General features: G+C 67.8%; 8 protein-coding genes and 1 tRNA gene. 2 read left to right on the plus strand and 7 right to left on the minus strand.

What is annotated here, in order from left to right:
- Positions 1 to 3: 3 nt before the first annotated feature.
- Positions 4 to 3,204 (plus strand): efflux RND transporter permease subunit, encoded by a 3,201-nt coding sequence (locus tag LZK98_RS10410; protein ID WP_233782241.1) that lies wholly within the window; start codon positions 4 to 6, stop codon positions 3,202 to 3,204.
- Between the two features lie 10 nt (positions 3,205 to 3,214).
- Here LZK98_RS10410 and LZK98_RS10415 read toward each other — a convergent pair whose 3' ends face one another.
- The 4 genes from LZK98_RS10415 to LZK98_RS10430 form a co-directional block, all read right to left on the minus strand.
- Positions 3,215 to 4,837 (minus strand): FAD-dependent oxidoreductase, encoded by a 1,623-nt coding sequence (locus LZK98_RS10415; protein WP_233782242.1) that lies wholly within the window; start codon positions 4,835 to 4,837, stop codon positions 3,215 to 3,217.
- Positions 4,837 to 7,791, minus strand: a complete 2,955-nt coding sequence (locus LZK98_RS10420) for a TonB-dependent receptor (protein WP_233782243.1) — start codon at positions 7,789 to 7,791, stop codon at positions 4,837 to 4,839. Before LZK98_RS10420 ends, LZK98_RS10415 begins: the two co-directional genes overlap by 1 nt.
- 77 nt (positions 7,792 to 7,868) lie before the next feature.
- Positions 7,869 to 8,810: a FecR family protein gene (locus tag LZK98_RS10425; RefSeq protein ID WP_233782244.1), complete on the minus strand. Its 942-nt coding sequence runs from the start codon at positions 8,808 to 8,810 to the stop codon at positions 7,869 to 7,871.
- Positions 8,794 to 9,423: an RNA polymerase sigma factor gene (locus tag LZK98_RS10430; RefSeq protein WP_233782245.1), complete on the minus strand. Its 630-nt coding sequence runs from the start codon at positions 9,421 to 9,423 to the stop codon at positions 8,794 to 8,796. The genes LZK98_RS10425 and LZK98_RS10430 overlap by 17 nt, the downstream gene beginning before the upstream one ends.
- A gap of 32 nt (positions 9,424 to 9,455) precedes the next feature.
- Between LZK98_RS10430 and LZK98_RS10435 the strand changes: the two genes are divergently transcribed.
- Positions 9,456 to 10,418, plus strand: a complete 963-nt coding sequence (locus LZK98_RS10435; RefSeq protein ID WP_233782246.1) for a patatin-like phospholipase family protein — start codon at positions 9,456 to 9,458, stop codon at positions 10,416 to 10,418.
- A 54-nt stretch (positions 10,419 to 10,472) separates the two neighbouring features.
- Here the strand turns inward: LZK98_RS10435 and LZK98_RS10440 are convergent.
- The 3 genes from LZK98_RS10440 to moaA all read right to left on the minus strand — a co-directional run bounded on the left by LZK98_RS10440 (position 10,473) and on the right by moaA (position 12,380).
- Positions 10,473 to 10,547, minus strand: a tRNA-Asn gene (locus tag LZK98_RS10440).
- 67 nt (positions 10,548 to 10,614) lie between these two features.
- Entirely contained in the window at positions 10,615 to 11,388 is a 774-nt protein-coding gene (locus tag LZK98_RS10445; protein WP_233782247.1) for an NAD kinase, read from the minus strand.
- Positions 11,385 to 12,380, minus strand: coding sequence for a GTP 3',8-cyclase MoaA (moaA, locus tag LZK98_RS10450; protein WP_233782248.1), 996 nt, complete (start codon positions 12,378 to 12,380; stop codon positions 11,385 to 11,387). The genes LZK98_RS10445 and moaA overlap by 4 nt, the downstream gene beginning before the upstream one ends.
- Positions 12,381 to 12,444: the final 64 nt, after the last annotated feature.

Genomic DNA, 12,444 nt, shown 5'->3' on the forward strand with positions numbered 1-12,444 from the left:
GCCATGATCGATCGCATCGTCACCTGGGCGGTCGAGCGGCGCTGGCTCGTCCTGCTCCTCACCGTCGTCGCCGCCGTCGTCGGCGGCATCAGCCTCGCGCGCCTGCCGATCGACGCGGTGCCCGACATCACCAACAACCAGGTGCAGGTGAACGTCCTCGCACCTGCGCTCTCTCCCGAGCTGATCGAGAAGCAGGTCGCCTTTCCGATCGAAACCGCGCTCGCCGGCATCAAGGGGCTGGAAAGCACCCGCTCGCTCAGCCGCAACGGCTTCGCGCAGATCACCGCGGTATTCAGCGACTCCACCGATATCTATTTCGCCCGGCAGCAGGTGCAGGAGCGGCTGACGGCGGCGAAGGAAACGTTGCCGGCTGGCATCACGCCCGCAATGGGGCCGATCGCGACCGGCCTGGGCGAGGTCTATATCTGGACGCTGCGCTATGCCGAACACGCGCATGAACAGCATCGGCCGGGCGAGCCGGGGTTGCAGCCCGACGGCAGCTACATCACCCCGGAAGGCGATCGGCTTGCGAACGAGGCCGACAAGGCGACCTATCTCCACACCGTGCAGGACTGGATCGTCGCGCCGCAGGTCAAGGCGGTCGACGGCGTGGCCGGCATCGATTCACTGGGCGGATTTGAGAAGGAATATCTGGTCGTTCCCGACCTGCAGAAGCTGGCGGCGCTCAAGCTGAGCCTCGCCGATCTCGCCGCCGCGCTCGAGCGCAACAACGTCGCCACCGGCGGCGGCACGGTGGACCGCAACGGCGAGGGTCTCGCGGTCCGCGCCGATGCGCGCATCCTCAGCCTCGCGCAATTGCGCGACCGCGTGATCGCATCGCGCGAGGGCGTGCCGATCACGCTCGGCCAAGTCGCCGAGATGCGGCTGGGCCAGGGCATCCGCATGGGGGCGGCGTCGGAGAACGGCCGTGAGGTGATCACCGGCACCGCGATCATGCGGATCGGCGAGAACAGCCGCACCGTTTCCTCCGGTGTCGATGCCAAGCTCAAGGCGATCGCGCCGTCGCTGCCCCGCGACGTCGTCATCGAGCCGGTGCTCGACCGCACGCGACTGGTCGACGCGACGATCGGCACCGTGGCGCGCAACCTCACCGAAGGCGCGCTGCTGGTGATCGCGGTGCTGTTCGTGCTGCTCGGCAACTTCCGCGCGGCGCTGATCGCAGCGCTGGTCATCCCGATCACCATGCTGCTCACCGGTTTTGGGATGCTGCGCGTCGGTGTGTCGGCCAATCTGATGAGCCTCGGCGCACTCGATTTCGGCCTGATCGTCGACGGGGCGGTGATCATCGTCGAGAATGCGCTGCGCCGCATCGCCGATCGCCAGTATCTCGAAGGTCGGTCGCTTGGCCTCGGCGAGCGGATGGAAACGGTCGCGGCGGCGGCGCGCGAGATGATCCGGCCGTCGGTGTACGGTCAGGCGATCGTCATGCTCGTCTATGTACCGCTGCTGACGCTCTCTGGCGTCGAGGGCCGCACCTTCGAGCCGATGGCGGTCACGGTCATCATCGCGCTTGCCTTCGCCTTCGTGCTGTCGCTGACCTTCGTTCCCGCTGCGATCGCGATATGGCTGTCGCGGCCGGTCCGGGAGAAGGAGAGCCGCATTATCGGCTGGCTGCGCCGCCGCTACGAACCCGGCCTGGATCGCGCGCTCGCACGGCCCCGGACGATGATCGGCGTGGCGATCGGCGCAGTCGCGCTGGGCGCCGCCGCCTTCTCCAGCCTGGGCCAGGAATTCCTGCCGCAGCTCGACGAGGGCGACGTCCTCGTCTCGGCCTTTCGCGTGCCGGGCACTTCGGTCGAGCAGAGCCAGAAGATGCAGGCGCAGATCGAGCGCGCGCTGCAGGGCATGCCCGAGATCCGCACGGTCTTCTCACGCACCGGCACCGCGGAGATCGCGGCGGACCCGATGCCGCCCAATGCGACCGACACCTTCATCATGCTGAAGGACCGCAAGCAATGGCCGAACCCGTCCGAGGCGAAGGCCGCGATCATCGAGCGGATCGAGGCGCGGCTGGCGACGGTGCCCGGCCACGCCTATGAGGTCACGCAGCCGATCCAGATGCGCTTCAACGAGCTCATCGCCGGCGTGCGATCCGACGTCGCGGTGAAGGTGTTCGGCGAAGACTTCGCCGAGATGAACGCGGTCGCCAACCGCATCGCCGCCGCGCTGCGCCGCGTGCCGGGCGCAGAGGACGTCAAGGTCGAGCAGACCGAGGGCCTCCCCATGCTCGACATCGCCTATAGTCAGGATCGGGCGAGCCGGGTCGGCGTGGCGGCGCAGGACGTCGCAGATACGGTTGCCGCCGCGATCGGCGGGCGCGAGGCGGGCCGCATCTTCGAGGGCGACCGCAGCTTTCCCATCGTGATCCGCCTTGCCGATGCTACACGCGCCGATCTCGAGGCGCTCGGCCAGACGCCGGTGCCGACCCCGGCCGGCGCGTTCGTGCCCCTGGCCAGCGTCGCCGACATCCGGATTGTGGATGGTCCCAACCAGATCAGCCGCGAGAACGGCAAGCGCCGCGTCGTCGTCCAGGTTAATGTCCGTGGGCGCGACGTCGCGAGTGTCGTGTCCGAGGCGCGCGCCGCGATCGCGCGCGACGTGCCGCTTCCCGCCGGCATCTGGCTGATCTGGGGTGGCCAGTTCGAGAATCTGGCCTCGGCACGCGGCCGGCTCGCGGTGGTGGTGCCGGCGTGCTTCGCGCTGATCATGCTGCTGCTCTACGGGGCGCTGCGAAACATTCGGGATGCCGCGATCGTGTTCACCGGCGTGCCGCTGGCGTTGGTGGGCGGTGCGCTCGCGCTGCTCCTGCGGGGCATGCCCTTCTCGATCTCGGCCGCGGTCGGATTCATCGCGCTGTCGGGTATCGCGGTGCTCAATGGGCTGGTGATGCTCACCTCGATCCAGAAGCTGGTCGAGGAGGGCCGTGATCCGGCATCCGCTGCCCGGGAGGGAGCGTTGGCACGCCTCCGCCCGGTCGCGATGACCGCGCTGGTGGCGAGCCTCGGCTTTCTGCCGATGGCGCTCGGACATGGCGCGGGTGCGGAGGTGCAGAAGCCGCTCGCGACCGTGGTGATCGGCGGATTGTTCTCGGCGACCTTATTGACGTTGTTCGTGCTGCCGACGCTCTATGCTCGGTTCGGCGGCGGGCGGTCGCCGAGCCAGGCGGCGGGTGTCGGCCAATGATGCCGTCAGATCAGCGCGGGAGCTCCAGGATCTGCCGTTCCGACATCAGCTTCGTCCGCAGCTTGGCATAGTCGACATCCTGGACCGCGACATCCTCCGCGATGGCGATCGACGCCGCGGCTGCGGCGGACTGGCCGAGGATCATGAACACCGGCTCCATCCTGATCGAGCCATAGGCGATGTGCGAAGCCGACAGGGCTACGGGCACCAGCAGGTTGGCCGCTTCGCGCTTCCTCGGCACGATCGCGTCGTAGCTGATCGGATAGGCGCGGCCGGGGCTGACCTCTATATTGCCCTCGTTGCGCGCGAAGCCGCGGGCGTCGACGATGCGCTGCACGTTGTGGGAGTCCATGTTGTAGGAGCCCATGCCGATCGGTCGAGGCGTGGGTTTCGTACCGCGCAAGTGCGGTTCGGCCATCACGAAGTCGGACACCATGCGGCGCGCCTCGCGCACGTACATCTCGCGCGGCCAGTGGCCGTTGCCGGTGAACTCGTCCTTGCAGAGGCCCCATTTCGCCATCTCGGCGCGCGTCTCCGCCGGCACGCCGGGATCGTTCGCCATGAACCAGAGGAGGCCCTGCTGATAGGTCGTGTGCTCGCGCGCGATCGCGGCCCGCTCGGCGTCGCTGCCTTCGGGATAGCGATAGTTCATCCCGATGTTGTCGAACGAGAAGGCGCCGAAATTGTTGGTATCGGTCTTGCCGTTCGGGATGCGGTCGAACTTCCGGAAGAAGTCGCGATAGCCGGCGTCCATGTAGCGCTTGAGCAGCGTATACTGGCTCGCGTCATATCCCTCGGGCTTGGGGAAGGGCACGCGGTTGGCGGGCACGTCGGTCAGGCACATGCGATAGGTATAGGCCTGGATCTTGCGGTCGCCGGTGCCGTCGGGAGCGGGGCGCTCGGCGCTGATGCGCGGCACCAGCCCGCTCGAGGGATCGCCGGGGGTGCGATAGGGATCGACGTCCAGCGTGAACTGATGGTTGGTCGTGTTGGCGAGCTGGACGCCGTTCAGCGTCTCGCCGTAGGCCGCGTTCGCCTCCCGCCCCACAGTGAAGCTGACGCCGGCGCCGGCCATCAGGTCGCCTTCATAGGTGGCGTCGATGAACATGCGGCCTTCGAACCGTTCGCCGGCCGTCGAGCGGAAGGCGACGACGCGGCCGCCTGCCTTCTCCACGCCGTCCTCCGATCGGTCGAGCGGCTGGTTGCGCACCACCGTGACGCCGGCCTCGCGCACCCAGTCCTCGAGGATGCGCTCGGCCACCTTGGGCTCGAACTGCCACATCGCGTCGCCGTCGACGAAGTTCTCGCCCCGCGCCGGTCGCGGCGCATGGGTCCACACCGACGGATCGTCGTAGTACCGCTTCACCCTGCGGTAGAATTCGAGCGACAGGCCGCCGATCGCGCGATGGTTGCCGGTATCGGACCAGCCGAGACCGTTGGTCGACATGCCGCCGAGATAGTCCTCGCGGCAGACGAGCAGCACGGACCGGCCGAGGCGGCGCGCCTCCACGGCTGCGATGACCCCGCCGGAGGTGCAGCCGTAGATGACGATGTCGGCGCGATGGGGCGTCTTCGCTGCGGCGGTGCAAGCCGCGGCGGCAAGCGCCAATGCAATGCGGTACCGATGCCTCATCAGAAGGTGGCGGCCACGCCGAAGAAGACGCGCCGGTCCTCGCGCGTGGTGTTCAGCAGGCGCAGCTCGTCCTGCAGATACTGGCGATCGATCTCGCGCGTCAGGTTTATCGCCTCGACCGTCAGCCGCACGTTCTTGGTGAGGTTGAGCTGGGCCGAGACGTCGAGCTGCCCGCGCCCGTCGGCATAAGAGCTGCCGCCGCTCGCCGCGCTGCCCTGCCCCTGGAGATAGTCGCTGCGATAGATGTAGGCGGCGCGCAGCGAGAAGTCGTCGTCCTCGTAATAGCCGATCAGGTTGTAGCTGTGCTTCGACAGGCCCGGCAGCGGCAGGCTGGCGCCGGTCGCCTCGTCGATCAGCGGCGTCTCGCTGTCGACATAGGTGTAGTTCGCCTGGATACCGAGGTTGTCGAACGGCGCCGGCAGGAAGCGCAGCGCGTGCTGGTAGGCGACCTCGAAGCCCTTGATCTTGCCCGATCTGCCGTTGATCGGCTGGGTGATCTGAAAGAGATCGGTGGGGCTGGTGGAGAAGCCGGGGACATATTCCGCCTGCGTCACGTTGATCGTGAAGGAATCGACGTTCTTGTAGAAGGCGGCGAAGGTGAGCGCGCTCGACGGGGCGAAATACCATTCGAGCGTGGCATCGAACTGAGTAGCCTCGAACGGGCGCAGCCTGGGGTTGCCGCGCGAGCCGGTCCGCGACACGATCAGCGGCACGAAGCTGACGCCGACGTCGCTGAGGCTCGGCCGCGCGACCACCTTTGCCGCGGCGGCGCGAAAGGTCAGATTGGAAGTCAGGTCGAGCGCCAGGTTGGCGCTGGGCAGCCAATAGTCGAAGCGCGATTTCGACGCCGTCGGCTCGGTATCCGACAGGAAGCCGGAGGAGATGCGGTCCATGGTGACGTAGCGCACGCCGGCATTGCCCGAGAGCGGCATCGATCCGACGCGGCCGGCGAAATTGGCCTTGGCGTAGAAAGCGATCGTGTCCTGATCGACGTCCTTGATCGACACGCGCCCGAACGGAATGGTGTCGGCGCGCGGGACCGGGAGGCCGAAGGCGTCGCGTGCCGCCTGCTTGTCGGTGGTGCCGGTCAGGAAATCGCGCGGAAAATTGCCGTTCACGCCGGGGAAGAAGCTGCCGACGCTGTTGTCGTAATTGAGACCCGGCAGCTCGTCGACGGTCAGGATGCCGTCGCCGTTCTTGTCCCCGACCCCGAGCAGGCTGGCCGCCGAGGGAATGTTCTGGGGCGCTTCGGAATAAAATTCGATCCGCTCGTAGCGCGAGCCGAGCTGGACCGACTTCACCGGACCCCAATCGGTGCGGATCTCGAAGTCGAGGCGGGCGTCGTAGCCGGTGTTGTCGGTCCGGAAGTCGTTCTCGAAGATCGAGGCGAGCTGATATTGTCCGGGATCGTCGCGGTCGAAGTTTGTGCTGAGCGCGAGGTCGGGCACCGGGTTGCCGGCGGAGAAGTCGTAGCTCGCGTTGGTCGTGTTGCCGGCGCGCGGGACGACGACATAGGTGAAGGAGGCGCCTGGACCGCCGTCAGTGCCCTTGCCTTTGCTGTACGAGGCATCCGCCGACACCTTGACGATGTCGCCGTCATATTTGGTCGAGAGACCAAGGTTGGTCGACCTGAACTCGGTCGGCTCGTCGTAGATCAGCGGGCGCAGGGTCACGCCGTTGAAGGTGCCGCTGAGCACGGTGCCGTTCTCGTCGGCGACCGCGTTCACGTCGTTGTCGTTGAACAGCACCTGATAGTTGACGCTGTTCCGCTCGCGCTTCAGCCGCGTGTAGGTGCCGTCGAGAATGATCTCCCAATTCTCGGCGGGGCGATATTGGACCGAGCTGTTGAGGGTCAGCCGCTCCTCCCGCCGGTCGTAGATGCGGGCCATGAAGCGGTTGGGGCGGAACAGCCCGGGATCGTTCACCCCGTCGCCGTTGCCGTCGATATTGTTGGTCCGCGTCCAGCCGCCAGAGTCGAAGGAGTAGCCGCGTGTGTGGATGTTCGAATAGGCGGCGCTGGCGAGGATGCCGAAGCTGTCGTTGAAGCTCTTCGACACCAGGGCCGAGCCGCGATAGCCGAGGTGGTCGGCCTGGTCGGTATAGGCGCCTTGCAACCGGCCGCTGACGACGAAATCGTCGAGCTCCAGCGGACGCTTGGTCTTGAGGTTGACGGTGGCGCCCAGCGCGCCCTCGGGCATGTCGGCCGAGGGCGACTTGGCGACGACGATGCTCGAGATGATCTCCGGGCTGATCGATTCGAGCGACGCGCTGCCGCCCGGGCCGGGGCCGAGGAAGGTGCGGCCGTTGATCTCGAGCCGGTTCTGCGAGATGCCGCGCACGGTGAAGTTCGATCCGTCGCCCTCGCGCCGTGTGATCTGGACGCCGGTGATGCGGCTCATTGACTCGGCGACGTTCTGGTCGGGGAGCTTGCCGATGTCTTGCGCGGTGATGACGTCGACAATGTTGCCGGCGGCACGCTTGACGTTGATCGATTCCTGGAGCGAGGCGCGGATGCCGGTGACGACGATGTCCTCGTCACCTGCCGGGGGCGCAGCGCCTTCCTGAACTGCATCATTGGCTTGGCCCTGCGGCGGCATTGCGGGACCGACCTGCGCAAGGGCGACCGGACGCGGTGCTGCCGCCGTTTCCTGGCGTTTCAGCACGATCGCGCGGCCGATCGTGACGGGCACGAGATCGGTGCCCGCCAGCAGCAGCCGCAGCGCCGTGGCGACATCCAGCGATCCCTTGACGCGGTTGACTCTCACCCCGTCAGTGATGGGGCCGGACGCAAGGACCTGGATGCCGGCCTGATGCGCAAACAACGGAATGCCGGTTCGCGCCGGCTGGGCTGGGACGTCGAAACGCCGCACCTGGGCGGTCGCGCCGGCAGGCGCGGCCATGCCGCAGACGACCGCGGCGGCGGTGCCGAGCAAGTGAAGGCGTGCGTATGTCATTCCATCCTCCCCGCATCATCGGGCGCCCTATCGTGGGCGCGCTCTCGACATCACGAGTCCGTGACGGTGCATTTCCGTCAGGGGTGCGGGGACTTTTTTCTCGACAGACGAATTTCGGAGGGTGTCGAGGTGACCTCGACGTCGAGCGTGGCCGCCACGGTCGCGGCGAAGTCGCCCGGGCGGTCGATCTGGAACAGTCCCACCAGCCGCTCTCGAGCGAGCTCCGGATCGGCAACCACGAGCTGCTGCTGGTTGTAGCGGTTGAATTGGGTGACGGCGCTGCCTAGCGTCTCGTTCTCCAGCGAGATCTCGCCAGCGCGCCAGGCCAGCGCGCGCTCTATCCGGGCCGGGGCCGTGCCCGTCTCCGGCGTCATCGCTCCCGGCCGAAAGGTCGCGTACTGGCCGGCGTTGAGGATCGTCATCGTTCCGCCGCCGTCGCTGGCCCAGACGGCGACGATCCCCTCCGTGACGGCGACCTGGACGCCGTCGTCGGCACGGCTCACCGAGAAGGCGGTGCCGACAGCGCGCGCCTGGGCGATGCCGGCGTCGACGATGAAGGGCCGCTTGCGGTCCTTGGCGACCTGGAACCACGCCTGCCCCTTGCCGAGCGCGATGCGGCGGCTGTCGCTCGCCATCACGACGCGCAGCTCGCTGCCGGTATCGATCGTCGCCACCGATCCGTCGGCGAGCGGCAGCCGCCGGATCTCGCCGCGCGCGGTCGTGACGCGCTCGCCCATCAGCCACGGCCAGCCGACGACGCCGGCGACCGCCGCCGCTGCCGCGGCGCCGCCCAGTCCGGTCAGCAGCCATCGCCGGGTCGGCAGCGGGCGTGGGGAGGCATCGACCGCGCCCTGATGCGTCAACGCCTCACCGATCGCGCTGAGGCCGGCCTGCGCCCGCAGCAGCGCACCGGCGTGGCGAGAGTCCTGGGCCAGCCACGCCTCGAGCTCGGCATGGCCGCTTGCATCGAGCGGATGGCGAAGTGCCCAGGCGGCGGCTTCCTCAGCGGGATCGTGCACGAGAAACGCCTCCCGTCGACGACAGGTCCTGCCCGGCTTCGGGCTCGGTCAACAGCTTCAGGATCGCGCGCAGGCTGCGGCTCGCTTCATTCTCGACGACGGCCTCTGTGACTCCCAGCGTCTGCGCGATCTCCTTCTGGCTCAGGCCTTCGACCTTGCGCATGAGGAAGATCCGGCGGGCGCGCTCCGAGACCGTGGCGAGCGCCGCCTGCACGCGGCCGAGTTCCTGGCGGGCAGCGGCGATCCGCTCGGGGGAGAGCAGCTCGATCTCCCATTGCTCGTCGACCGGGTCTGCCATCGCCTCGAGCCGGACCACCCGCGCACGCTTGCGCTGCCGCTGCACCAGATTGCGCGCCATCGTGAAGAGATAGGCGCGCGGCATCGTGACATGGCTGACGTCGCGAAGCTGGGCGAGGCGGCAATAGCATTCCTGCACGACATCCTCCACATCGCCCGCGTCGACGAGCCGACGCTGCAGCCACCTGCGCAGGTCGCGTTCGTGCGGCAGGATCTCCCGTCCCACCCATTCGGCCAGTGCCTCGCGTTCCGTCGCCTCTCTCCCTCGAATCCTAAGAGGCCCGTCGGCGATGTTTCCGTCAACCAATTCGAGCAAGCGGTGATATACTCCGGACGGCGGAGAGCGATATGGCTGGTGACCTTGCGATCGTGCTGAGCGGAGGAGGCGCCAAGGGCGCCTTTCAGGTCGGCGTCGTGCATGAGCTCGTCGTCAACCGCGGCGTCAGGATCGACATCGTCGCCGGCGTCTCGACCGGCTCGATCCAGGCCCTGGGGGTGGCGCAGGACGATGTGCCGGAGATGCTGCAGCGATGGCTCGACATCAAGGGCAACGGCGACATCTACGAGGAGCGGCTGCTGGGGATCGTGGGCGGCATTCTGGGGGAGGACGCACTCTACGACGCCGCGCCGCTGCGCCGGCTGCTCAAGGATTTCGCCGACGACGCGAGGCTGAGGGCGAGCGGGCGCAAGCTCCGGATCGGCGTGGTCAATCTCGGCACCGGCGAATATCGCAGCATCGACGAGACGGTGCCCGGCATCCACAACTGGGTCTATGCCAGCTCGGCGATGCCGGTGTTCTTCGACCCGCTGAAGACGCGTGCCGGCGACGGCACCGAGGAGCAATGGGTGGATGGGGGCGTGCGCAACGTCACGCCCTTGGACGCAGCGCTGGAGCTCAACCCGCGCGGCGTGATCGTCGTGCGTGCCTCGCCGCCGCCGCATCCGGGCAGGGTGCGCACCTATTCCAACCTCATCAAGATCGGCCTGCGCGCCGTCGATATCCTCCAGTCGGAGGTGTCGGCGAACGACACCGCCAATGCGACACTGATCAACGACATCATCGCCGCACGCGAGGCGCAGGCGCGGGCACTGCGGTCGGCGGGCGTAACCGGTGCGGCGGCGGCGACTATCCTGCGCCCGCTCGACCTCCAGATCGCCCGCTATCGGTTCGCGCCGATCCGCATCATCGAGCCCGAGCAGGAATATTCCGAAACGCTCGAGTTCGATCCCAAGAAAATCCGTAAGGCCATTGACGCCGGGCGGGCGGCGGTCGAACGTGAATGGGAAGCGCTTGAGCCGCTGCTGAGCTGAGCGGAATGCGCGCAGAGTGCCCTAGCCGATAAAAATCGAAATCGTGAAGGTAGCTGGCTCCCCGAGTTGGATTCGAACCAACGGCCGCTCGATTAACAGTCGAGAGCTCTACCGCTGAGCTATCGGGGAACGCGCTTGGAGGCGCGGCTAATAGCAGTGCTTTCGGGCTTTGCAAGCCCCTCGCGCACAACCTGTCTCAGGCGATGAACTGCTCCATCGTGATGCGGTCGTCGAGGGCGTGCTCGGGGTCGAACAGCAGCGTCAGGTCGCGCAGCGGATCGATCGCGATGTCGACCTGTGCGACGTCGCGTACCTCGCGTTGGTCGGCGACGGCGCTCACCGGGCGCTTCTCCGGCTCCAGCACGCGGATGCTGATTCGCGCCTTCTCCGGCAGGATCGCGCCGCGCCAGCGGCGGGGGCGGAAGGCGCTGATCGGGGTGAGCGCGATCAGCGCCGATCCCAGCGGCAGGATCGGACCGTTGGCGGAGAGGTTATAGGCCGTGGAACCGGCCGGCGTCGCTGCGAGAATGCCGTCGCACACCAGCTCGGGCAGCACGACGCGGTCGTTCACCGTCACTTCGAGCTTGGCGGTCTGGCGGGTTTCGCGCAGCAGCGATACCTCGTTGATGGCAGGAAGCTCGCGCAGCTCGCCCTCGATCGTGCGGGCGGTCATGGTCAGTGGAGAGACCTTGAAAGGGCGTGCGCGCTCGAGCCGGCGCTCGAGGTCGGCGATGCGCCAGTCGTTCATCAGGAAACCGACGGTGCCGAGGTTCATCCCGAATACCGGCACGCTGCGATGCGCCTCCAGCATTTGGTGGAGCACCTGGAGCATGAAGCCGTCGCCGCCGAGCGCGATCACCAGGTCGGCTTCCTCGAACGGCACCCAGTCGTAGGCGCGCGACAGGTCCTGCACCGCGGCCTGGGCCGGCGGCGTCGGCGACGCGAGCAGGGCACGCTTGGCGAGCGTCATCCGCCGGTGGCGTTCATGTGGCGCTCGACGGCCGGCGCGGCGCCGGCGCGGATCGCGAAGTCGTGGCGTGCCGGCTTGGCGGCGAGGGCGGCGTCGATCGCCGCGTCGAGCGCCGGTAGGCCGCCGGTCCGGAGCGCGGCCTTGAGGTCGACCTGATCGTCATGGCCTAGGCACATGTAGAGCTTGCCCTCGGTGGTGAGGCGGACGCGGTTGCAGCCGTCGCAGAAATTGGCGGTGAGCGGGGAGATCAATCCCAGCCGCGTGCCCCAGGGCGTGCGCCAGTAGCGCGCCGGGCCGCCGCTGCGGTGGACGTCGCGGACCAGCTCGATCTCGGCCGCCAGCGCCTCGAACACGCGGGTGAGGGGGACGAAGCGGTCGGCGCGGTCCTCGTCGATATGGCCGAGCGGCATCGTCTCGATCAGGCTGAGGTCGAAGCCATGCTCGCCGCACCAGGCGAGCATCGGCGCGATCTCATGTTCGTTGAGGCCGGCGAGCGCGACCATGTTGATCTTGACCGCGAGCCCCGCGTCGCGCGCGGCGAAGATGCCGGCGAGCACGCGGTCGAGCTCGCCGTGGCGGGTGATGTAGCGGAAGGCCTCGGGATCGCGGCTGTCGAGGCTGACGTTGACGCGGCGGATGCCCGCCTCGAACAGCGTCGCCGCGTGATCGGCGAGGCGGGTGCCGTTGGTGGTGAGGGTGAGCTCATCGAGGCCGGCGCCGATATGCGTGCCGAGCCGGCGGGCGAGACCGGCGATGCCGCGGCGGACGAGCGGCTCGCCGCCCGACAGGCGGACCTTGCGGACGCCGCGGGCGATGAAGCGCTCGGCGATCGTCGCGATCTCGTCGAGCTCCATCATCGCCGCCTTCGGCAGGAAGGTCATCTGCTCCGCCATGCAGTAGCGGCAGCGCAGGTCGCAGCGATCGGTGACGGAAACGCGCAGATAAGAGATCGCGCGGCCGTGGCGGTCGATCAGGGGCGCGGACGCGGCCATACCCAGCAGCTAGGACTTTGTTGGCGCGGTCACAAGCCTCAGCAGATTTCTTACGAACCCCTGT

Source organism: Sphingomonas cannabina, from assembly GCF_021391395.1.
Classification (GTDB): Bacteria; Pseudomonadota; Alphaproteobacteria; order Sphingomonadales; family Sphingomonadaceae; genus Sphingomonas; species Sphingomonas cannabina.